The sequence below is a fragment of the Mycobacterium sp. AZCC_0083 genome, assembly GCF_014202335.1.
Lineage (GTDB): Bacteria > Actinomycetota > Actinomycetes > Mycobacteriales > Mycobacteriaceae > Mycobacterium.
On the sequence record NZ_JACHGP010000006.1, the window covers coordinates 146184 to 166285 of the forward strand.

General features: G+C 66.8%; 22 protein-coding genes and 1 tRNA gene. 13 read left to right on the top strand and 10 right to left on the bottom strand.

Annotated elements, in window-relative coordinates; all coding sequences use genetic code 11:
• The first annotated feature begins 53 nt into the window (after nucleotides 1-53).
• On the top strand, nucleotides 54-284 hold the full coding sequence (locus HNP02_RS16315) for a hypothetical protein (RefSeq protein WP_184440231.1): 231 nt from the start codon (nucleotides 54-56) through the stop codon (nucleotides 282-284).
• Nucleotides 285-477: 193 nt separating this feature from the next.
• Nucleotides 478-918, top strand: a complete 441-nt coding sequence (locus HNP02_RS16320) for an SPW repeat protein (RefSeq protein WP_184440233.1) — start codon at nucleotides 478-480, stop codon at nucleotides 916-918.
• A gap of 125 nt (nucleotides 919-1043) precedes the next feature.
• Here the strand turns inward: HNP02_RS16320 and HNP02_RS16325 are convergent, their stop codons facing one another.
• A complete protein-coding gene (locus HNP02_RS16325) occupies nucleotides 1044-1655 on the bottom strand; it encodes a LysE family translocator (protein WP_184440235.1) in 612 nt (203 codons plus the stop codon).
• A 91-nt stretch (nucleotides 1656-1746) separates the two neighbouring features.
• Between HNP02_RS16325 and HNP02_RS16330 the strand changes: the two genes are divergently transcribed.
• The 5 genes from HNP02_RS16330 to HNP02_RS16350 all read left to right on the top strand — a co-directional run bounded on the left by HNP02_RS16330 (nucleotide 1747) and on the right by HNP02_RS16350 (nucleotide 5143).
• Complete coding sequence (locus tag HNP02_RS16330) at nucleotides 1747-2394, top strand: DUF222 domain-containing protein (RefSeq protein WP_184440237.1); 648 nt, start codon at nucleotides 1747-1749, stop codon at nucleotides 2392-2394.
• Nucleotides 2395-2422: 28 nt separating this feature from the next.
• A tRNA-Thr gene (locus HNP02_RS16335) sits at nucleotides 2423-2521 on the top strand.
• Between the two features lie 526 nt (nucleotides 2522-3047).
• Nucleotides 3048-4097 carry a hypothetical protein gene (locus tag HNP02_RS16340; protein WP_184440239.1) on the top strand — a complete coding sequence of 350 codons (1050 nt, stop codon included), beginning with the start codon at nucleotides 3048-3050 and terminating at the stop codon, nucleotides 4095-4097.
• Nucleotides 4098-4194: 97 nt separating this feature from the next.
• The gene (locus HNP02_RS16345; protein ID WP_184440241.1) at nucleotides 4195-4851 is read left to right on the top strand and encodes a DUF305 domain-containing protein; all 657 of its coding nucleotides are present in this window, start codon (nucleotides 4195-4197) and stop codon (nucleotides 4849-4851) included.
• 1 nt (nucleotide 4852) lies between these two features.
• A complete protein-coding gene (locus HNP02_RS16350) occupies nucleotides 4853-5143 on the top strand; it encodes a metal-sensitive transcriptional regulator (protein ID WP_184440243.1) in 291 nt (96 codons plus the stop codon).
• Nucleotides 5144-5146: 3 nt separating this feature from the next.
• On the opposite strand, the gene HNP02_RS16355 is transcribed toward HNP02_RS16350, so the two are convergent.
• Nucleotides 5147-5536: a PPOX class F420-dependent oxidoreductase gene (locus HNP02_RS16355; protein WP_184440245.1), complete on the bottom strand. Its 390-nt coding sequence runs from the start codon at nucleotides 5534-5536 to the stop codon at nucleotides 5147-5149.
• A gap of 238 nt (nucleotides 5537-5774) precedes the next feature.
• Here HNP02_RS16355 and HNP02_RS16360 point away from each other — a divergent pair, with 238 nt between their 5' ends.
• Nucleotides 5775-6794 (top strand): L,D-transpeptidase family protein, encoded by a 1020-nt coding sequence (locus tag HNP02_RS16360; protein ID WP_184440247.1) that lies wholly within the window; start codon nucleotides 5775-5777, stop codon nucleotides 6792-6794.
• A gap of 10 nt (nucleotides 6795-6804) precedes the next feature.
• On the opposite strand, the gene HNP02_RS16365 is transcribed toward HNP02_RS16360, so the two are convergent.
• Nucleotides 6805-7821, bottom strand: coding sequence for a magnesium transporter CorA family protein (locus HNP02_RS16365; RefSeq protein WP_184440249.1), 1017 nt, complete (start codon nucleotides 7819-7821; stop codon nucleotides 6805-6807).
• Between the two features lie 7 nt (nucleotides 7822-7828).
• Nucleotides 7829-9850, bottom strand: coding sequence for a M13 family metallopeptidase (locus HNP02_RS16370; RefSeq protein WP_184440251.1), 2022 nt, complete (start codon nucleotides 9848-9850; stop codon nucleotides 7829-7831).
• Between the two features lie 59 nt (nucleotides 9851-9909).
• On the opposite strand from HNP02_RS16370, the gene HNP02_RS16375 reads away from it, so the two are divergent.
• Nucleotides 9910-10500, top strand: coding sequence for a hypothetical protein (locus HNP02_RS16375; protein WP_184440253.1), 591 nt, complete (start codon nucleotides 9910-9912; stop codon nucleotides 10498-10500).
• Nucleotides 10497-11186, top strand: a complete 690-nt coding sequence (locus HNP02_RS16380; protein ID WP_184440255.1) for a hypothetical protein — start codon at nucleotides 10497-10499, stop codon at nucleotides 11184-11186. Before HNP02_RS16375 ends, HNP02_RS16380 begins: the two co-directional genes overlap by 4 nt.
• Before the next feature lie 13 nt (nucleotides 11187-11199).
• Here HNP02_RS16380 and HNP02_RS16385 read toward each other — a convergent pair whose 3' ends face one another.
• On the bottom strand, nucleotides 11200-11961 hold the full coding sequence (locus tag HNP02_RS16385) for an SDR family oxidoreductase (RefSeq protein WP_184440257.1): 762 nt from the start codon (nucleotides 11959-11961) through the stop codon (nucleotides 11200-11202).
• A 79-nt stretch (nucleotides 11962-12040) separates the two neighbouring features.
• Here HNP02_RS16385 and HNP02_RS16390 point away from each other — a divergent pair, with 79 nt between their 5' ends.
• A complete protein-coding gene (locus HNP02_RS16390; RefSeq protein WP_184440258.1) occupies nucleotides 12041-12619 on the top strand; it encodes a TetR/AcrR family transcriptional regulator in 579 nt (192 codons plus the stop codon).
• On the opposite strand, the gene HNP02_RS16395 is transcribed toward HNP02_RS16390, so the two are convergent.
• The 5 genes from HNP02_RS16395 to HNP02_RS16415 are packed head-to-tail and all read right to left on the bottom strand — an operon-like array spanning nucleotide 12572 to nucleotide 18591.
• Complete coding sequence (locus HNP02_RS16395) at nucleotides 12572-13057, bottom strand: CoA-binding protein (protein ID WP_184440260.1); 486 nt, start codon at nucleotides 13055-13057, stop codon at nucleotides 12572-12574. The two genes, HNP02_RS16390 and HNP02_RS16395, sit on opposite strands and share 48 nt — an antisense overlap.
• A complete protein-coding gene (locus tag HNP02_RS16400; RefSeq protein WP_184440262.1) occupies nucleotides 13050-14375 on the bottom strand; it encodes an O-acetylhomoserine aminocarboxypropyltransferase/cysteine synthase family protein in 1326 nt (441 codons plus the stop codon). The genes HNP02_RS16395 and HNP02_RS16400 overlap by 8 nt, the downstream gene beginning before the upstream one ends.
• A gap of 58 nt (nucleotides 14376-14433) precedes the next feature.
• Nucleotides 14434-15126, bottom strand: a complete 693-nt coding sequence (locus HNP02_RS16405) for an alpha/beta fold hydrolase (protein WP_184440264.1) — start codon at nucleotides 15124-15126, stop codon at nucleotides 14434-14436.
• Nucleotides 15127-15136: 10 nt separating this feature from the next.
• Nucleotides 15137-15658 (bottom strand): XRE family transcriptional regulator, encoded by a 522-nt coding sequence (locus HNP02_RS16410; protein ID WP_184440266.1) that lies wholly within the window; start codon nucleotides 15656-15658, stop codon nucleotides 15137-15139.
• Nucleotides 15655-18591 (bottom strand): MMPL family transporter, encoded by a 2937-nt coding sequence (locus HNP02_RS16415; RefSeq protein WP_184440268.1) that lies wholly within the window; start codon nucleotides 18589-18591, stop codon nucleotides 15655-15657. The genes HNP02_RS16410 and HNP02_RS16415 overlap by 4 nt, the downstream gene beginning before the upstream one ends.
• A 311-nt stretch (nucleotides 18592-18902) precedes the next feature.
• On the opposite strand from HNP02_RS16415, the gene HNP02_RS16420 reads away from it, so the two are divergent.
• Together HNP02_RS16420 and HNP02_RS16425 are read left to right on the top strand one after the other, a co-directional pair.
• Nucleotides 18903-19508 carry a hemophore gene (locus tag HNP02_RS16420; protein WP_184440270.1) on the top strand — a complete coding sequence of 202 codons (606 nt, stop codon included), beginning with the start codon at nucleotides 18903-18905 and terminating at the stop codon, nucleotides 19506-19508.
• Nucleotides 19509-19680: 172 nt separating this feature from the next.
• Nucleotides 19681-20064 carry a heme-binding protein gene (locus tag HNP02_RS16425; protein WP_184440272.1) on the top strand — a complete coding sequence of 128 codons (384 nt, stop codon included), beginning with the start codon at nucleotides 19681-19683 and terminating at the stop codon, nucleotides 20062-20064.
• The last annotated feature ends 38 nt before the right edge of the window (nucleotides 20065-20102 follow it).

Here is a 20102-nt window from a genome sequence, read left to right on the forward strand (position 1 = left end):
CGCCGACGAAGCTGACCGAGATAGCCTCACGACCGTGGACAACGTGGAACGTAATGTCGTACCCGCCGGGGCCGCTGCCTGCCTACGTGGCGGGTCCCGAGGGTGGCGTTCCGCACGACTTCAAGGAGTATCCCGACGTCGGGCATTCCTTCATGAATGGCTGGTGCGAGCCGGCCCCGCCGCGAATCATCGTGCGCACCGCGGGATTTGCCTACTCGCGGCCAGAATCCGAGGATCCCAGGCGCCGGATCCTCGCGTTCTTCGGCGAGCATCCGGCGTCGTGATGGTGCTGGACACTGTGCCCGGGAGATGAACCACCTGGCCCCGCCTCTGCCCGCGTTCCACGAACCCTTCGGCGCGAGCTGCTCGCGGCCGGATCTTGATTGCTGGCCCATTTGACAAAGCGTACTTTGGACAGTGATGAATGGGGTTGCAGTAGGCCTCAAAAAGCTTGCTGCATAACGGAAAGGAAACGAAATGACAACGGCCCATACATCAATCGATCAGCATCCGGATATATTGGCTCTGCGCGCGAGCTACGACCGCGCCGCCGAGTCGATGACCGCGCAAGCCACCTTCGGCCTGACGTTGCTGACGGCGATCTACGTTGCCCTGGCACCGTATATCCTCGGCTTCGACGCCTTCACGCGGCTGCCCTTCAACGATCTGATCGTAGGAATCACCGTCGCTGTCCTGGCAATGTGTTTCGGTTCGGCACTGGACCGTACCCACGGCATGACGTGGACGCTGCCCGTCTTCGGTTTGTGGCTGATCGCCTCACCGTGGATCTTCGTTGCGTCGCCGACCGCGGGCATGATCTGGTCACATGTGATCTGCGGTGTGCTGATCACGGTGCTTGGCATGAACGCCGTGTACTTCGGAATGCGCGTCCGCGATTCCGAAGCCCGCCACGGGTAGCCCCGTAACTCACTGAGCCAGGTGCGAGTGACCGGCCGGATGCATTCCCCGGCCGGACAGGCCCGTTCGTGCTCAACGCTTGGACGGGCTGCACGATTCGGTGACCGCTGAGCTATCAGCGGGCACTACCGCGCCGTGGCCGCCATCCGCGCGGCCAGCGCGACATAGGACGCGGCGAACGAGCGTCGCATCCACGTCACGACCCGAGGTTTGCGGATGACGTGGTTGCGCACGCCTGCCGCGAACGCCCCGTACACCGCGAACACGACGAACGTCATCGCCATGAAGACGCCGCTGAGGTACAACATCTGACCCACCGGCGGCCGGGCCGGGTCGATGAACTGCGGAAGGAACGCGACGAAGAACAGCGTCAGCTTCGGATTCAATACGTTGACCGCGACCGCCGTCCAGGTGATGCGCCACGGTCCCGGATGCGTGGAATCGGTTGCGCCTGCGATCAGTTCGGACTTGTCGCGCCACGCCATCCAGGCCAGGAACAGCAGGTAGGCAACGCCAGCCCACTTGATGGTCTGGAACGCGATCGCGCTGCTGTGCATGATCGCGGCCAGGCCGGTGACCGCAGCCAGCATGGCGGGCACGATGCCGATCGTGCAGCCCACCGACGCGAAGAAGCTCGCCCTCGTTCCGTGCGCCAGGCCCGTGGCCACGGTGTAGAGCGCGCCGGAGCCCGGTGTCGCGACGACGATCAGCGAGGTGACCAGGAAGGCGAGCGTCATACCCAAACCGTACGTCCAGCCCACGCCCATGTGTTAGTGACGGGGTACAGAAATGTCGTACCCCTCTGGTTTGATCTGGTTTGATGGTGGTATGTCTTCGCCGGCAGCCTCTTTCGCTCCTGAGGTGAGCCCGGTTGAGCGTCTCGAGGTGTTGTTGGACAAGGTGGCGGAGCTGACCGGCCAGCGCAACGCGATCGACGGGCAGATCGTGGAGATCGTGGCCGAGATCGACCACGACGGGCTGTGGGGCGCCACCGGTGCACGCTCGGTGCCTTCGTTGGTGGCCTGGATGACCGGTGTGTCACCCCGCAACGCTGAAACGGTTGTCGCCATCGCGCAGCGGATCGAGGAGTTTCCGCGCTGCGCGAAAGGCATGCGGGAGGGCCGGTTCTCGTTGGATCAGGTCGGTGTCATCGCCGAGAATGCAGCGGATGGATCCGACGCGCACTACGCGGAGATGGCCGCCTACTCGACGGTCAACCAGCTGCGCAGCGCGATCAAACTGGTGTGTCCATATCACCACCGGGCCCACCATCGGGGTGTCATCACCATCACCGGACCCGCCCAGCACCTCGTCGTCACCGACCAACAAGGCAGACCGCTGAAGGCGGGATCGCTAGCGCGTCTCCCGACCACACCCCCACCCGCGGTCAAACCATGTGCCGGACCGACCGGCGAACGCGCCGACTGGTGGTGGTACCAACCCTTCCAGCCCCTACCACCACCAACACCGAACTAGCTGCAGACCGCGCCGGTAGCTGCCGAGCCGACGAGCTTGGTGTACTTGGCCAGCACGCCGGTCTTGTACACCGGGGGCAGCGGCTCGAAACCGACCTTGCGCGACTCGAATTCGTCCTTGTCGACCAGAAGGTCCAGCGTGCCGTTGGCGACGTCGAGGCGGATCTTGTCACCGTCGCGCACGAAGGCGATCGGCCCGCCGTCGACGGCCTCCGGCGCGATGTGTCCGACGCAGAGGCCGGTGGTGCCACCGGAGAACCGGCCGTCGGTCATCAGCAGCACGTCCTTGCCAAGGCCCGCACCCTTGATGGCACCGGTGATGGCCAGCATCTCCCGCATGCCGGGTCCGCCCTTGGGCCCCTCGTAGCGGATGACGACGACGTCATTGTGCGTGATGGTGCCGTCCTCCAGCGCATCCAGCGCTGCCCGCTCACGCTCGAAAACCCTTGCGGTGCCTTCGAACACGTCGGAGTCGAAGCCCGCCGACTTCACCACGGCACCCTCGGGAGCCAACGAGCCGTGAAGGATCGTGATGCCGCCCGTCGGGTGGATCGGGTTGTTCATCGCCCGCAGCACCTTGCCATCGGGGTCCGGCGGGTCGATGTGGGCGAGGTTCTCGGCCATGGTCTGGCCGGTGACGGTGAGGCAATCCCCATGCAGCAGACCGGCGTCCAGCAGCGCCTTCATCACGACGGGCACGCCGCCGATCTCGTCGACGTGCTTCATCACATGGCGGCCGAACGGCTTCACGTCGGCCAGGTGCGGCACCTTCTGCCCGACGCGCGTGAAGTCCGCAAGCGTGAGCTTGACGTTGGCCTCCCAGGCGATGGCCAGCAGGTGCAGCACGGCGTTCGTCGACCCACCGAAGGCCATGACGACGGCGATGGCGTTCTCGAACGCCTCCTTGGTGAGGATGTCGCTGGTGGTGATGCCGCGCCGCAGCATCCCGACCACCGCTTCGCCGGACTTGCGTGCGTAGTCGTCGCGCCGCTTGTCGATGGCCACGGGCGATGCGCTGCCCGGCAACGACATGCCCAACGCCTCAGCGGCCGACGCCATGGTGTTGGCGGTGTACATGCCGCCGCATGCGCCCTCGCCGGGACAGATGGCCCGCTCGATGATGTCCACGTCCGCGCGCGACATCAGCCCACGCGCACAGGCCCCGACCGCCTCGAAGGCGTCGATGATGGTGACTTCCTTCTCGGTGCCGTCGGTGAGCTTGGCCAGCCCCGGCATGATCGAGCCGTTGTAGAGGAAGACGCTCGCCAGATTCAGCCGTGCGGCAGCCATGAGCATGCCGGGGATCGACTTGTCGCAGCCGGCGAGCAGCACCGAGCCGTCGAGGCGCTCGGCCTGCATGACGGTCTCGACGCTGTCGGCGATCACTTCGCGGGAGACCAGGGAGAAGTGCATGCCCTCGTGGCCCATCGAGATGCCGTCGGACACCGAGATGGTGCCGAATTCCAGCGGGTAGCCGCCGGCCGCGTGCACGCCAGCCTTGACCGCCTGTGCCAGACGCTGCAGCGACATGTTGCACGGCGTGATCTCGTTCCACGACGAGCCGACGCCGATCTGCGGTTTGGTCCAGTCGTCGTCACCCATGCCGACGGCCCGGAGCATGCCGCGGGCTGCGGTTTTCTCGAGGCCGTCGGTGACGTCGCGGCTGCGGGGCTTGATGTCGGGCGTGCTACCAGTTTGGTCTGAAGAAGACGCTGAGGGCATTTATCAAGTATGCCTTCGCACTACTGGCCGACCAAACCGTTTTGGATACCCCGGTGGGGTATCCGGTACGGTGGATGGCATGAAGTCGTTCATCGCTCTGCTAGCCGCAGTTCCCACCGCCGTGTTGTTGTCGGCGTGTACCAGTCCAGCCTCTGACGAACACGCCAACCACCAGCAAGGCAGCGAATCCAGCCAGTCCAGTCCAGCGGCGCAGCCCGCCGGATTCAACGACAAGGACGTCGACTTCGCCACAAACATGATTCCGCACCACCAGCAGGCGGTGGAGATGGCGGCGATGGTGCCCGACCGGTCCACCAATCCCGCGGTGCTCAAGCTCGCCGCCGACATCTCGGCAGCGCAGGGCCCCGAGATCGAGACCTTGAAGGTGTTCCTGGTGCAGTGGAAGCAGGGCTCTGACACTCCCCAAGACACCGCCGCCCCCTCAGCGACCCCTGACGACCCGGCAGACCACCAGGGCCACGGCGGCATGGATCCCAGCATGAACATGCAGGGCATGGTCGACGCCGCGGCGATCGCCAATCTCGCGTCGCTCAAGGGCCCCGAGTTCGACAAGTCGTGGATGCAGGCGATGATCAGTCACCACGAAGGGGCCATCGCGATGGCCAACGCGGAGATCGCCGGTGGCGCCAACGTCGACGCGAAGAGCCTGGCGCAACAGATCGTGACGGCCCAGCAGGGCGAGATCACTCAGATGAAGCAGATGCTGGGAGGCTGACTTGACTGCTACACACGGGTATTCGTCGGACAAGGACAACTATGCGAAGCGGTTGCGCCGCATCGAGGGTCAGGTCCGTGGCATCGCGAAGATGATCGAGGACGACAAATACTGCATCGACGTCCTCACCCAGATCAGCGCCGTCAACAGCGCCCTGCAGTCCGTCGCGCTCGGATTGCTCGACGAACACCTCGGCCACTGTGTCAGCCACGCCGTCGCCGAAGGCGGCGACGAAGCGGACAAGAAGCTGGCCGAGGCGTCGGCGGCGATTGCCAGGCTGGTGCGGTCCTGACCGCTACTGCTTGCTGTACGACGTCGGCCGCACCACGAACACCACCCGGTCGGGGTGATCCGGCGGCGGCTCGCTGAACGGCCCGCTGTAGCGGTTGTTGAGGTGCATGTAGAAGTCGCCGTCGGGGTCGGGATCGATCCGTTCCACGTCGCCCCGTACCTCGAGGTACTTGTAGGGGTTGTCCGGGTCCACGATCGACATCGCTACCTGTGGATGTGCTGCCACATTTCGGTACTTCTGCCGCTTGTTGGTGTGGGTGAACCGCAGCAGCTCGCCGTCCCAGTCGAACCACATCGGATTCACCTGGGCCGTGCCGTCCGGTCGGGTGGTCGCCAAGTGGCCGTATAGCGGCCGTTCCAGCAGATCCTCGTACCCATCGGGTATCGCTACCACGGCATTTCCTCTCAATCGGCGGACATGACCCGGTGTGCAACACCGAAACCGGGCGTCCCGTTCCCTTTCTGGCTTCCCGGGGGGTGGGGCCAGGTAACACTTGACCGCTCCGGGGCGATCAACACCGCAGCTCAGTGCCGTTTCCCGGCACTGCGGTCGGGTGCCGGCGAGCGTCGCCGGAGACGGGTGGCCTTGCCGTTGTGCCACACTGGATCGAGAATTCTATTGGAGGTGGCACATGCCGCAGGGGAAGATGAAGAGACTGGTCACCGCGATCTTCGCGGCCGGGCTGGTCGGTGGATTGGCCGTCAACAGCCCGTCTGCCTGGGCCGATCCGGAGGTCAATCCAGACCCCGCTGCCATCGACGCAGCGCCGGTGGAGCAGCCCGTGCCGCCGCCACCTCCGCCGCCCCTCGAGCTGCCTCCGATGCCGTGGGATGCCCCGCCGCCGGTTGATCCGCTCGCGGCCCCGGCCCCAGCTCCGCAGCCCACTGTCATTCCCGAGGGAACGCCTGCGGGCCAGGACCCGACGGCGTACACCGGTGCGCCCGTGTTCGCACCGCCGACCTTCAATCCGACTAACGGCTCCAAGGTCGGCGCCGCGAAGCCGATCTACATCAACTTCGCGCGACCGATCGCCGACCGGGCGTTGGCCCAGGCCGCCGTGCACATCTCGTCGGTACCGCCCGTCCCAGGCAGGTTCTACTGGACCAACGACACCCAGCTGAGGTGGCGGCCGCAGGACTTCTGGCCCGCGGGCACCGTCGTCAACATCGACGCAGGCGGCACCAAGTCGAGCTTCACCGTTCCCGAGCAGCTAGTCGCCACCATCGATGACGCGACACACCAGATGACCGTCTCGCGTAACGGCAAGGTGGAGAAGACCATCCCGGTGTCGATGGGTATGTCGGGCGGCGGACACGCGACTCCCAATGGCACGTACTACGTGCTCGAGAAGTTCCCGACGATCGTCATGGACTCGTCGACGTACGGCGTGCCCGTCGACTCGGCCAACGGCTACAAACTGAATGTGCAGCTGGCCGTGCGAATCGACAACAGCGGGAACTTCGTGCACAGCGCGCCGTGGTCGGTCGCCGATCAGGGCAAGCGAAACGTGAGCCACGGCTGCATCAACATCAGCCCGGACAACGCGAAGTGGTTCTACGACAACTTCGGCAGCGGCGACGCGATCGTCGTCAAGAACTCGAAGGGCACCTACACCCAGCCCGACGGCGCGTCCGATTGGCAGATGTTCTAAGCGGTCTGCGCTACAACCAGTCTCGCCGTTTGAAGCTGACGTAGAGCACGGTTACGAGTAGCACGATGAGTGCAGTGCTGGTGATGAAGCCTGCCACGGTCTGGATGCCTGGGTACTGAACGTTCTGGCCGTAGAAGCCGGTGATCGCGGTGGGCACCGCAATGATGGCCGCCCACCCGGTCAGCTTCTTCATCACTGTGTTCAGCCGGGCGTCCTGCAGGCTCAGGTTCGTCTCGAACACCGTGGACACCATGTCGCGCAACGACTCCGTCCACTCCGAGGCCCGCAGCACGTGGTCGTAGAGGTCGGCGTAGAGCGGGTCGAGTTCCGGTGCCGTCTTCGCGTCGAGCCTGCGGTGCTGGATCGCACTGACCACCTCCCGCATGGGAAGCACCACCCGGCGCAGCTCGACCAGGTCCTTGCGCAGCCGGAACGTACGCCGTTGCAGGCCCGACTTTGGGCTGGCGTCGGCGAACAAGTCGTCCTCGATCGACTCCACGGCATCGTCGAGGCACTGCACGGCTTCGAAGTGACCGTCAACCACGACGTCGAGCAGGCCGTGGACGAGCGCGCCGACCCCGTACTCCTGCCCGCCGAGTTCGTCGAAGCGCTGGGAGATGGCGTCGATGTCGTCCCCGGGGGCGAGCGAAGCGACGGGGGATGACCTGGGGGCGAGCCGCACGGTGATCAGACCCTGCGGCAGCACGAACCCCGAGATGCGGTGCAGTGACAGCGCCGACTCGGTGTCGTCCTTGGGGTTCGTCGGCGCGACGGCGTACACCGTGAAGAACGTGTGCGTCTTGTAGACCGTGGCCTTGGTGCGCTCGGCGTCACCGACCGCATCCTCCACCGCCCAGTCGTTCAGTCCGAGTTCCTGGGCCAGCTCGGTGAGCGCGGCGTGGTCCGGGTCGTAGATGTCGGCCCACACCAACGTGTCCTTCTCGACGAGATAGTCGGAGATGGAGGCGAACTCGAAGTCATCCTGAGACTTGCCCGCCCGCCACACGCGGCCACGTACCTGGCTCACTTGTGCACTAGTTCCAGATCCGCACCCGGCGCTGGGGATCCAGGTACAGCTCGTCGGACTCGCTGACCTCGAACGCGTCGTAGTACGCGTCGATGTTGCGGATCACGCCGTTGCACCGGAACTCCGGCGGTGAGTGTGGGTCGATGGCCAACCGCCGGATGGCTTCGGCGTCGCGGGACTTGGTGCGCCACACCTGTGCCCAGCCATAGAAGACTCGTTGGACACCGGTCAGACCATCGATGACCGGCGCCTCCTTGCCGCCCAGCGACAGCTCGTACGCCAGCAGCGCGATCGAGAGGCCGCCGAGGTCACCGATGTTCTCGCCGACGGTGAACGCGCCGTTGACGTGCTGGCCGCCCGTCAGCTGTCGTGGGACGAACTCTTCGTATTGCGCGATCAATGCATCGGTGCGGGAACCGAATTCGGTTCGGTCGCTGTCGGTCCACCAGTCGACGAGGTTTCCGTCGCCGTCGTACTTGGCGCCCTGATCGTCGAACCCGTGCCCGATCTCGTGCCCGATCACCGCGCCGATGCCGCCGTAGTTGGCCGCGTCGTCGGCCTCGGCGTCGAAGAACGGTGGCTGCAGAATGGCTGCGGGAAAGACGATTTCGTTCATGCCGGGGTTGTAGTAGGCATTCACGGTCTGCGGCGTCATGAACCACTCGTCGCGGTCCACGGGGCCGCCCAGCTTCGCCAGCTCGCGGTCGGTCTCGACTATCTGACCCCGCAGGGCGTTCCCGTAGAGGTCGTCGCGGTCGATCACCAGCGCCGAATAGTCCCGCCACCGCACCGGGTAGCCGATTTTCGGGGTGAACTTGTCCAGCTTGGCCAGCGCACGGGCACGCGTCTCCGGCGTCATCCACTCCAGGTCGTTGATGCTGACCCGGTAGGCCTCGCGCAGGTTCGCAACCAGCTCGTCCATCCTGGCCTTTGCGCCAGGCGGGAAGTGCCGCTCCACGTAGAGCTTGCCGACGGTGTCGCCCATCAGGCTCTCCACCAGGCCGACGCCGCGCTTCCACCGCTCGCGGATCTCCTCGGTGCCACTCAGCGTGCGGCCGTAGAAGTCGAAGTTCTCGGCGATCAGCTCGTCGGTGAGCAACGAGGCGCGTGAGCTGATCACCCGCCACCGCAGCCACAGCTTCCAGACCTCGAGATCGCGGCCCGACCACAGTGCGGCGAACGACGTCAGCACGTCGGGCTGGCGGACCACGACCTCGGAGACGGCCTCTGGTGAGGTGCCGATCGCGGTGACCCAGTTCGCCCAGTCGAATCCCGGTGCCTCGGCGGGCAGGTCCGTGAACGTGCGCAGGTTGTAGGTCAGGTCGGCGTCGCGGCGCTTGACCACGTCCCAGTGCGCGGCGGCCAGGTCGGTTTCGAGCGCGACGATCCGGGCGGCGTCATCGGCGTGCGATTCCGCGTCCCCACCGAGCACCAGCGCGAACATGCGCGCGATGTGGCCGGGGTAGGCGGCCAGGATCTCGGCGTGCTGGGGGTCCCGGTAGTAGGACTCGTCGGGCAGGCCGAGGCCGGACTGCGACAGGTGCAGCAGGTAGCGGGTGGAGTTCTTGGAGTCGGTGTCGACGTACACGCCGGTGCCGCCGCCGATGCCGGTGCGCTGGAGCCCGCCGAGCACGACGGCCAGCGCGTCCGCCGTCGGTGCGGCGTTGACGGTCGCGAGCTCGTCGAGAAGCGGTTGCACCCCGATGCGGGCCACGGTGTCGGTGTCCATGAAGCTGGCGTAGAGGTCACCGATGCGCTGCTGGTCGGTCCCGCTCGGGGAGTCCGTCGCGGTGTCGATCCCCCGGTCGCTGCGCTCCTGCCCGCCGGCGGCCTCGGTGATCAGATCGCGGACCTGTTCCTCGGCGCGATCGGCGAGCAATCGGAAGGCACCGTCGGTGGCCCGGTCGGCGGGGATTGGGTAGTCGTCCAGCCAGCGGCCGTTGACGTGGCCGAACAGGTCGTCCTGGGGGCGGGCATCGCCGTCGACGTAGCTCAGGTCGATACCGGAATTGATGGCTTCTAGCGTCACTCCCACATCCTTCCAGACGCCCGCGGGGGATGGGATTTCCGCCGGGTAGCCTCACGGCCATGCCCGACGAGCCCGATGAGGTGCGCACCGACCGCGCTGGCGGCGTCTTCACCGGTTACGGCATCGGCTCCGCGGTGCTCGGGCTGGTGTCGGTAGCTGCCGTCGTGCTTGGCCTGATGGTGTGGTCGGGCCACCGCAATCAGAACGACGAACTCTCCTATCAGACCAGCGCGATGCAGGCCGCCGCCGACTGGACCAACGTGTTGATCAACATGAGCGCCGATACCGTCGACACCAGCCTGCGCACGCTGCACGACGGCACGGTGGGCCAGCTCAACGCCGACTTCGAGTCGACGGTCGAGCCGTTCAAGCAGCTGGTGCTGAAGCTGAAGTCGCAGACCGTCGGCCAGGTCGACTCGGTGTCGATCGAGTCGCTGCACCACCAGCAGTCCGGCCAGCCAGGTGCGCCATCGCCGCAGCCCGAACTGTCGACGGTGGCGTCGCGCACCGACACCGTGCTCGTGGTCGCGACGTCGAGGAGTCAGAACGCGGGCGGTGCCCAGCCGCAGCCGGTGCGCTGGAACCTGCGGCTCGGGGTCTCCGACGTCGACGGCAAGCTGCTGATCTCGCGGCTGGAGACCATGCGATGAGGAACGCGCTGCGCGTCCTTGCCTTCGACGTCCTCGCGCCGTTGGCCGCGATCACAGGACTCGTCTACGTCGGCCTTGCGCTGGACTGGCCGACGTGGTGGGTCTCGGTCTGCTCGGTGCTGTGCTTGCTGATCGTGCAGGGCATGATCGTCGACTTCGTGCTGTATCGCCGCGACGGCGTCACCGTTGGCACCGACGACGAAGGTCCGGTGCTGCGACTGGTCGTCGTCGGCTTGGCCGCGGTCGCCCTTTCGGTTGCCGTGGTGGTCGGCTACACCCGCTGGACGGTGCCGGATCGCACCATGAACGCCGACATCGGCGAGGTGGTTGGCATCGCCAGCAGCGTCGCCGAGGCGTCGGCGACCTTCACGCCGCAGGATCCGAACGCGTCGATCGACAGGGCGGCCGGTCTGATGACACCCGAGCGCGCCGACGCCTACCGCAAGGAGTTCGCCGCGGTGGCAAAGGATTTGGCGAGCAGAAACGTCGCAGGGCAGGCCAGCACGATCTCGGCGGGGGTCGAGGCCATCGGGCCCGCCGCGGCCAGCGTCGCCGTGGTCATGCGGGGCACCCAGAACGCTCCTGGCAAGCCGCCTGACGTCGCGGTGCTGGCCTTGCGGGTCGCCCTTTCCAAGGACAGCGGCAAGTGGCTGGTAGTCGACGTGACGCCGATCAACGCACGCTAGAAGGCCTCTAGCTCTAGAAGGCGGTGGTGAGGCCACCGTCGACGGCGATGGTTTGGCCCGTGATGAACGACGAGGCCTCGCTGGCAAGAAACACGACGATGCCCGCGATTTCCTCTGGTCGCCCCCAGCGGCCGAGCGCGGTTCGCGTCTGGAGCCACTGCTCCCACGTTGGGTCGGCGGCCAACGCTGAATTGGCTTCGGTCGCAAACGTTCCCGGTGCCACGGAGTTGACGGTGATCGATCGGGAACCCAAGTCTGCCGCCAACGCTCGGGTGAGGCCGTCCAGCCCGGCCTTCATCACGGCGTAGCCGACGTCGCCCGACCGGCCCAGTTGGCCGATGACCGACGAGATGTTGATGATCCGCCCCGGTAGTCCGCGCTCCACCAGATTCGTTGCGACGCAACGGCTCAGCGAATACGCCGACGCCAGATGTACGTCGAACATTCGGGCCAGATCATCGGATGACAGTCCGTCGACGCCGCGCCGGTCGCGCTGACCAACGTTGTTCACCAGGATGTCGATGGGTTCGAGTGCGGTGACGACCTTGCGTGCCTCGTTCAGGTCGGCGACGTCGAAGGCGGCGGTGGTGACGTCGAGTCGTTCGGCCCGAAGCTGCTCGGCTGCCGCGGTCAGGGCGGTGGGATTGCGTCCGTTGAGCACGACGTGAGCGCCTGCCCGCGCCAAGCCACGTGCCATTTGTAGGCCAAGGCCCCGCGCCGACCCGGTGATCAGCGCCCGACGCCCCACGAGTGAAAAGTCTGCGTCCCGTGTCATGTCCCTCACCCACTGAAACAGCTGTTTCAGTTAGATTAGGCCATGTGGCCGTCCCACGCCGACCGTAAGGAGCGCTGCCGTGTCCAGCACCTCGCCGCGACGCGATGAGCTCCTCGACGCCTGCTACGCCTACGTCGTCGACCGGGGGCTCAACGGGCTTTCGCTTCGCCCGCTGGCCGCAGCCACGGGAACCAGCCCCCGGGTATTGCTGTACCTGTTCGGCAGCAAGGAGGAGCTGGTTCGCGAGCTGCTGGCGCGGGCGCGCCGCGAACAGCAGTCCTTGGTCGCGGGCGCCCTCGATACGGAGAGCGGCGATTTCGACCTGCTGGTCGCTCGACTGTGGGCGACGCTGTCGGCCCAGGAACAACGTCCGATGGTGCGATTGACCTACGAAGCGTTCCTGCGATCGGTGAGCCGAGATCCCGGCCCGTGGGCCGGGTTTGCCGCCGAAACGGCAAGGGACTGGCTGGATCTGCTGATCGCGGCCCAACCCTCGACGCCACGCCCGCTTGCCGAGGCACGGGCCACCCGCGAACTCGCCCTGGTGCGTGGTCTGCTGCTCGATCTGCTCGCCTGCGACGACCCCGACCGAGTGGCGTCGGCGGCACCCCTAGCGCGGCCGGCGCGAGTCGATCACGCCGGTGTTGAACCCAGCTAGGTGAAGCCCGCCGTGGAAGCGCGCGTGCTCGATCTTCAAGCACCGGTCCATCACCACCTGCAGGCCTGCGGCCTCGGCGTCGCGCGCGACCTGGTCGTGCCACAGCCCCAACTGCAGCCAGATGGTCTTCGCCCCGACTGCGATGGTGTCGTCGAGCACCGACGGCAGTTCGTCGTGGCGGCGGAACACGTCGACCAGATTGGGCACCACAGGCAACTCGGCCAGGCTCGGATACACCGGCGTGCCCTCGACGTCGGTGATGGTCGGATTGACCAGGTACACCTCGTAGTCGCTGGTCGACTTCAGGTACGTCCACACGAAATAGCTTGCCCGCGAAGGGTTCGCCGAGGCCCCGACGATCGCCACGGTGCACGTCTCGCGCAGGATCCGATGCCGCGCCAGTGCTTCGGGTCCGATCCAGGTGCGGGGCTCAGACATCTGTTGTTTCTCTTCGCGCAAGCGGCTCATCGGCCTTCGCCGCCGCAGCCAGGGCCTGGTCGAGATCCCAGATGATGTCGTCGACGTCCTCGATGCCGACGCTGATCCTGATGAGTTCGGGGCCGACGCCGCCCGTGCGCAACTGGTCGTCGGTGAGTTGGCGGTGCGTGGTGCTGGCGGGATGGATGACCAGCGTTCGCACGTCGCCGATGTTGGCCAGGTGGCTGGCGAGCTGGACGGCGTTGATGAACCGCTCTCCTGCGGCCCGGCCGCCACGAACGCCGAACGCGAACACCGCACCCGGTCCATCGGGGAGATAGTGCGCGGCGCGGTCGTGATTGGGGTGCGATGGCAGGCCGGCCCAGCGCACGTACTCCACGCGTGGGTCGGCCTCCAGCCACTGCGCCACCCGGCCGGCGTTGGCGACGTGCGCGGCCATCCGCTGCGGCAGCGTCTGCACACCTTGCAACAATTGGAACGCCGACTGCGGTGCAAGGGCCGCGCCGAGGTCGCGTAGCTGCTCGCTGCGCAGCTTGGTCAGGAAGCCGTACTCGGCGAAGTTGCCCCACCAGCTCAGCCCGCCGTATGACGCGACAGGTTCGGTGAGTGCGGGGAATTTGCCTGCGCTCCAGTCGAATCCGCCGGAATCGACGACGACGCCACCCAGCGTCGTGCCATGGCCGCCGATGAACTTGGTCGCGGAGTGCACCACGATGTCGGCGCCGTGTTCGATCGGCCTGCACAACACCGGCGTCGCGACCGTCGCGTCGACGACCAGCGGCACGCCTGCGTCGTTGGCGACCGCAGCCAGTCCGGCCAGGTCGGCGATCTCGCCGGACGGGTTGGCGATCACCTCGGCGTACACCAGGCGGGTGCGGTCGGTGATCGCGGCGGCGTAGTCGGCCGGGTCGGTCCCGGTGACGAACGTGGTGTCGACGCCGAAGCGCCGCAGCGACACGTCCAATTGCGTGACGGTGCCGCCGTACAGGCTGGCCGCCGCCACGATGTGGTCGCCGGCGCCGGTGAGCGCGGCGAACACCGCGAACTGGGCCGCCAGCCCGCTCGCGGTGGCCACCGCTCCGAGGCCGCCCTCGAGGCTGGCGATGCACTCCTCGAATGCGGCGACGGTCGGGTTCCCGATGCGGCTGTAGACGTTGCCGTACTTCTGGAGCGCGAACAGGTTGGCCGCGTCGTCGGTGTCGTTGAACACGAAGCTCGCGTTCTGGTAGATCGGCACGACGCGGGCGCCGGTGCCGGCGTCAGGACGCTGGCCGGCATGGATTGCGCGGGTGGCCAGTCCATAGGTTCGGTCAGTCACGGCTGTGCAGCCTAGGTGCTGGTCGAGATTGCGCCCAGGGTTGCAATCGCCCGGAATCTCACAGCCCTGAGTGCAATGCCAACAGGTGGTCAGCCAACTCGCGCGGCCGGCTCAGTGCCATCAGGTGCCCGCCGGGCAGGACGTCGACGTCCAGGCCGAGGCGTTCGCGGACCACCCGGCGCTGGAACTCCAGCGGGAAGAACCTGTCGTCGCTGCCTGCCACCACCCGGGTTGGCACGTCGGGCCACCCGTCCAATGGCCACGTTTGGCCGAACGGGGTGTCGGACTGACGGGGCGGCGGCTGGCTGAACGCCTCGTCGCGAACCTGCGCGGGCACGTCGTGGAAGAAGTCCTCGACCGGGTCGAAATCCTCGTCGGGCAGGCCGATTCGGCGGAAGTGCTCGGCCATCGCCTGGTCCTGTCCGGTCGCGCCCCACCACTGTCCCGGCGACTCGCCCGCCGTCGGCACCATCGGGTTGACCAGCACGACCATGGCGGCGCCGATCCGGTCGGCCACCATCGGCGCGGTGAAGGCGCCCATCGACTGTCCGACCAGGAGCAGCGGCCCGTCGACGTCGGTGATGGCGTCGCAAACGGCGTCGGCGTAGGTGGTGAGGTCGGCGGAGTCGTCAGCCGCGGGAAGCTCGACGGCGATGCTGTCCACACCGGCGTCGGCCAGGAGTGGGGTGACGCGATGCCAGTACCACGCACTGCCTCCGGCCCCTGGGATCAGGACGAGCGTGGCAGCCACGGTGTGACGGTCAGCCGGACTGGCCGGCTCGCTCGCTGCGCATCTTGGCGAACCGGTCGGACAGCCGGCGGATGCGAATCATCAGCGACGCGGGCGGATTGGACGAGCCGTCGAGGTAGGCGTTGAACTGGTCGGTCGGCACGCCGATGCGCGACGCGAACTCCTGCGGGCCAAGACCGGACCGCTCGAGCAGCAACCGCACGTGGCGGCCCACTTCGGCGCGTTCGTTGGCCTCGAGGTGTTCGCGGGTGCGGATCAGCACCTCGGCAAGCGCCTTCGAAACGCCGTACGGCTGTGCGGTTTCAAGCACCTCTTCGACCTGGCGGGCGGTGCGGCCGTACGGGTCGCGCTTGATCGCGACGACGATGCGCTGCCAGACCGAGAGGTCATCGGTGTCCAGGGCGGCCCGGATCGACGACGTCGGCCAGAACTCGACGGGCCGGCTGTCGACCTCCGCCAAGGGACGGCGGCGCGCGGTTGCCTCCGGGCGGCCGGCGTCAGAATCGCGACGCGCGTCGGCAGCCAACGTCACCTCGCCTCCTCCAGCATCGCTACTGCTACTGACAGGCACCGTTGCCTGACTCTTTCCCAATCAGCCTCAGCGTCGGGGCCCGACATCGAACCGTCGTCCACGTCGGAAGGGTGCGGGTCGGCAAGCCGACGCACCAGCTGTGTGGCCACCCACTGATTTCTTGCGTGCTGTCCAGAGTAATACCGGTCCATCCGGGCCAGCACCACCGCGGCCGTCTGAGTTTCCATCGAGTCGACGAGATCGGCAAGCTCAGCGAAATCCTTGGCGCTGTTGCGGCACATGATCAGGTAGCTCTTCAGCCGCAGCGTCTCGGCGCCGGTCGGGATCTGCAACCTGTCGCCGGTCGGCAGCTGCACGTTGGTGGTCTCCATCGGGCTGCGACGTTCCACCACGGGCTGTTCGCCGTCGGCCGCCGCGGTCGCCAGCGCGTCGAGCGCAACCGAGAGACGACCGCGCCACATGGTCACCGGATGCACCGCACGACAAGGGATCGCCTTGGTCTGGCCCGCCCCGTTGCGGATGCCGTTCGTCCGGTGGAACCGGCCCGTCGTCCGCACTCCCGGCACCGCCTCCTCACCGCGCTTGACGAGGTTGGTGAGCGCGCGCCCGGTCGGCAGGCAACCGCTGAACGCCAGCGGATCGGCCACGATGATGGTCTGCGGGGCGAGGTGCTTGAGCTTGGCCGCCGACTTGACCACCATCCGGATGTCGGAGCCCGAGGGGCCGAGCGCGGAGATGTCGTCGGGGATGATGACGAGGTCGCCGATGTCCACCTTCGGCAGCGGCTTCTCGAAGTCCACCGACGGCAGGATGCGGTCCAGCCAGCCGGGCAGCCACCAGTTCCATTGCGCGAACATCGCCATCAACGCGGGCACCAGGACGAGGCGAACCACGGTGGCGTCCACGGCGATCGCAACTGCGCAGGCCACGCCGAGCTGTGCGACCAACGGCATGCCCGCGAATGCGAAGCCGATGAACACCGCGATCATGATCAGCGCCGCGCTGGTGATGGTGCGGGCGCTGGTGCTCACTCCGTAGGCGACGGCGTCGCGGGTGTTGTTGGTCTGCAGGAACCGCTCTCGGATGCGGGTCAGCAGGAAGATCTCGTAGTCCATCGACAACCCGAAGGTCATCGCGAGGACGAGCGGCGGAATGGTGCTGTCGATCGACGAGATCCGTTGGAAGCCAAGCGCTTCGAGCCATCCCCACTCGAATACCGCAACCAGGCTGCCGTACGCCGCACCCACCGACAGCACCGTCATCAGCACGCCCTTGAGGGCAAGGAACACCGATCTGATCGAGATCAGCAGCATGACGAAGGCGATCACCGCGACGAACCCGAACACCGCGGGCTGGGTGGCGGCCACCCGGTCGTCGAAGTCCTTGATCAGCGCGGTGGGCCCGCCGACGTCGATGCTGACCCGCTGACCGGCCGTCCCTGGCAGATTCTGACGCATCCAGTCGATGCTCATCCGCGCGCCCATGTCCTCGGGATCCACCGACAGCACGGCGGACAGCAACGCACTGTGGTTGTCGTCGCTGAAGACCGGGGGCGTCACCGTGACCACGTCGGGCGCCTGCGCCAACTTCTGGTGCACGGCGTCGAGTGCCGCGGCGTTCTGCGGTTCGTTGGCGGTGAGGGTCGGGAACGTGACGAGCACCCGCACCGGGCCGAGCGCACCAGGCCCAAGTGCCTCGGCGGCCGCGTTGACGCCGCCGCGAATCTCGTGGGTGGGCTCGAACTGGCGCTGCAGACTGTTGCCGAGGGTCATCGCAAACGCAGGCGCGGCGATGGTGAGCAGGAATGCCGTTGCCGCTGCCGCGGACAGCCACGGTCTGCGCATCACCCACCCGACCCAGCGTGTCCAGAACCGGGATTGCGTCGTATCGGGCCGCCGGGAGAAGTGCAGCCACGACGAGCGTTTGGCGGCGGCCTTGCCGAAGGTGGCCAGCACTGCAGGGGTGAGAGTGGTCGACGTCAGCACCGCGATGGCGACGGCAAGGATGGCACCGGTGGCCATCGAGGCCAACACCGGCGTGTTGATCAGATAGATGCCGGTCATCGAGGCGATCACGGTCAACCCGGACAGCAGCACGGCGAGCCCGGATGTCGCCATCGCGGCGTCGGCGGCCTGAGCAGGCTCACGGCCCGATCGCAGCTCCTCTCGGAACCGCATCAGAATGAAAAGCGAATAGTCGACGGCCAGCGCGATGCCGAACATGGAGACGGTCGACGTCACGAACACCGACATCTCGGTGAACATCGAGAGTAGATAGACCAGGCCCATCGTCACCACGACCGTGCAGATGCCAAGTACCAGCGGCATGGCCGCGGCCGCAAGCGATCCGAAGACCGCCAACAAGACGATCAGGACGATCGGAAGGTTCCACTTCTCGGCCTGGGTGATGTCGTGCTTGGTGGCCTCGCTGGCGGCGGCGCCGAGCGCGCCCTGCCCGATGACGTAGAGCTTGACCTTGCCGTTGTCGATCTGCCCCGGCTGGTCACCGTCGATGCCGACCTTCTTGCGCAACTGTTTGGCCACGTCGACGCTGCCGCTGTCGAAGTCCGTCTGCAGGGTGACGACGTAGGGCCGGTCGGGTTGCGGAGGCGGCTGCGGGCTGGGGACGATCTTGACGTTGGGGACCTCGGCCGCGATGCGCTCCAGCTGCGCCACGGCGGCGTTCATGTCTTCGAACGAGGCATCCGCGCGGGGGGCAGCGACGAGCGCAAGCGGCGAGGCGCCCTGGTCGGGGAAGTGGTCCTCGGTCTCGTACTCGACGTGCAGCGACTGTGAACCGGCGACCTCGAAACCGCCGCCGGTCAGATTGCCCGACTGGTTCAGGGCCAGGTACACCGACGGCACCAGCAAGAGCAGCCAGGCCGCGAAGACCACCCAGCGGAATCTGCGCAGGTTGCTGCTCAACCGCATCATGAACTGCTGGATGACGAACCCTGCCTTCTCCCCGGCGTTGCGTAGCGTAACGGTACAACAGCACGGTGTAGAGTCCGCAGTTCTGCGAGGTGGCGTGACGCCAACCGGAGCAGGCCCCGGCCCGTTACGGGCCGAAGATTAGCCTGACATCCCTCTTGAATTGACCTGCATGGTTGCTGGACGACTTGCGCGGGTGCACCGCCGTGATGGCAAGATGGCGCCCGAACGCTTCCGGGTCGGGACTGGACAGCCGCCGATCGCACGCCATTTGCGCGCCGTCGGCCGAATGGAAATTCGTAAGGAGTCAACCCATGACCGGGGCTCTCAAGACTGTCGCGTCCGCGCGGCGCGCACTCTGTGCGGCATTCGCCGTAACTGCGGCAGGCGGGGTGGCGGTGGCCGCGCTGGCCGCAGGATCGCCGTCGGCGACGGCAGCGCAGGATCCCTGTGCAGCCAGCGAGGTCGCCAAGACCGTGGGCTCGGTAGCCACCTCGATGGGCAGCTACCTCGATTCGCACCCCCAAACCAACGCCGCGCTGACCACCATCTCTCAGCAGCAGGGGGGACCGCAGTCGCTGGTGGCGCTCAAGACGTACTTCGACGCCAACCCCCAAGCGAGCAAGGACATGGAGCAGTTGCAGCAGCCTCTCGTCAACCTGTCGACGAAGTGCAGGCTGCCGCTGACCCTTCCGCAGTTGATGGGCTTGATGCAGAACGCGCAGGGCGCCCTGCCTGGTGGGACCCTGCCGGGGACGACGCTTGGTACGTCGTTGCCAGGCAGTTTGCCGGGCGCGCTGCAAACGGCGCAGACGGTCGGCCCGCCGGGAGCCGCGTCGCCCGCGCAGCCGTCGCCTGCCTCGGCCGTCACGCAGGGCCCCGGACCGCTTCCCGGGCCTTCGGCGATCACCACGAGGTAGTCCGCACCGGCGCGCGATACGCCGCTCAGCGACGCCTTGACCTCGATATTTGAGGTTTCTCACGATTGGTTAACCGCAAGGCAAGAAAGTCTCCACAGATTCTGCTTAGCTTTTCGGTGTCGGTAACCGCTCGTGGTTACGATCTCTCCGCTTTCGATGAAGGAGCTTGACCATGTTGGTCTCGATGCGTACAGGGCGACGCGCGGTTGCCGGTGCCCTTGGCGCCGGTGCAATCGCCGGCGCAGTGCTGTTCGGCGCGATCCCGTCCGCCATGGCCGACGACCCGGCCCTCAATCCCCCGGACTGCACCGCCGCAGACCTGGCGGGCGTCTCATCGGGTGTGTCCGCGTCCACGTCCGCATACCTCTTCACCCACCCCGACGTGAACTGGTTCTTCACCAGCCTCGAGGGTCTGCCGCGCGACAAGGTCAGGTCCGAGGTGGCCGACTACATGAACAACAACCCCGGAGTGAAGGCCGACCTGACGGGCATCCGGCAGCCGTTGGTCGATCTGAAGAATCGCTGCGGCTCATCACCAGCGCCTGATCTGCCGTAGACCCCGTGCCGGTACGGCAGGGGGCACCTCCGAGCAAC

Coding starts and splice junctions, on each gene's coding strand:
- HNP02_RS16315 (WP_184440231.1), top strand. CDS start 54: ATGTCGTACCCGCCGGGGCCGCTGCCTGCCTACGTGGCGGGTCCCGAG.
- HNP02_RS16320 (WP_184440233.1), top strand. CDS start 478: ATGACAACGGCCCATACATCAATCGATCAGCATCCGGATATATTGGCT.
- HNP02_RS16325 (WP_184440235.1), bottom strand. CDS start 1,655: ATGACGCTCGCCTTCCTGGTCACCTCGCTGATCGTCGTCGCGACACCG.
- HNP02_RS16330 (WP_184440237.1), top strand. CDS start 1,747: ATGTCTTCGCCGGCAGCCTCTTTCGCTCCTGAGGTGAGCCCGGTTGAG.
- HNP02_RS16340 (WP_184440239.1), top strand. CDS start 3,048: ATGCAGCAGACCGGCGTCCAGCAGCGCCTTCATCACGACGGGCACGCC.
- HNP02_RS16345 (WP_184440241.1), top strand. CDS start 4,195: ATGAAGTCGTTCATCGCTCTGCTAGCCGCAGTTCCCACCGCCGTGTTG.
- HNP02_RS16360 (WP_184440247.1), top strand. CDS start 5,775: ATGCCGCAGGGGAAGATGAAGAGACTGGTCACCGCGATCTTCGCGGCC.
- HNP02_RS16375 (WP_184440253.1), top strand. CDS start 9,910: ATGCCCGACGAGCCCGATGAGGTGCGCACCGACCGCGCTGGCGGCGTC.
- HNP02_RS16380 (WP_184440255.1), top strand. CDS start 10,497: ATGAGGAACGCGCTGCGCGTCCTTGCCTTCGACGTCCTCGCGCCGTTG.
- HNP02_RS16385 (WP_184440257.1), bottom strand. CDS start 11,961: ATGACACGGGACGCAGACTTTTCACTCGTGGGGCGTCGGGCGCTGATC.
- HNP02_RS16395 (WP_184440260.1), bottom strand. CDS start 13,057: ATGTCTGAGCCCCGCACCTGGATCGGACCCGAAGCACTGGCGCGGCAT.
- HNP02_RS16415 (WP_184440268.1), bottom strand. CDS start 18,591: ATGATGCGGTTGAGCAGCAACCTGCGCAGATTCCGCTGGGTGGTCTTC.
- HNP02_RS16420 (WP_184440270.1), top strand. CDS start 18,903: ATGACCGGGGCTCTCAAGACTGTCGCGTCCGCGCGGCGCGCACTCTGT.
- HNP02_RS16425 (WP_184440272.1), top strand. CDS start 19,681: ATGTTGGTCTCGATGCGTACAGGGCGACGCGCGGTTGCCGGTGCCCTT.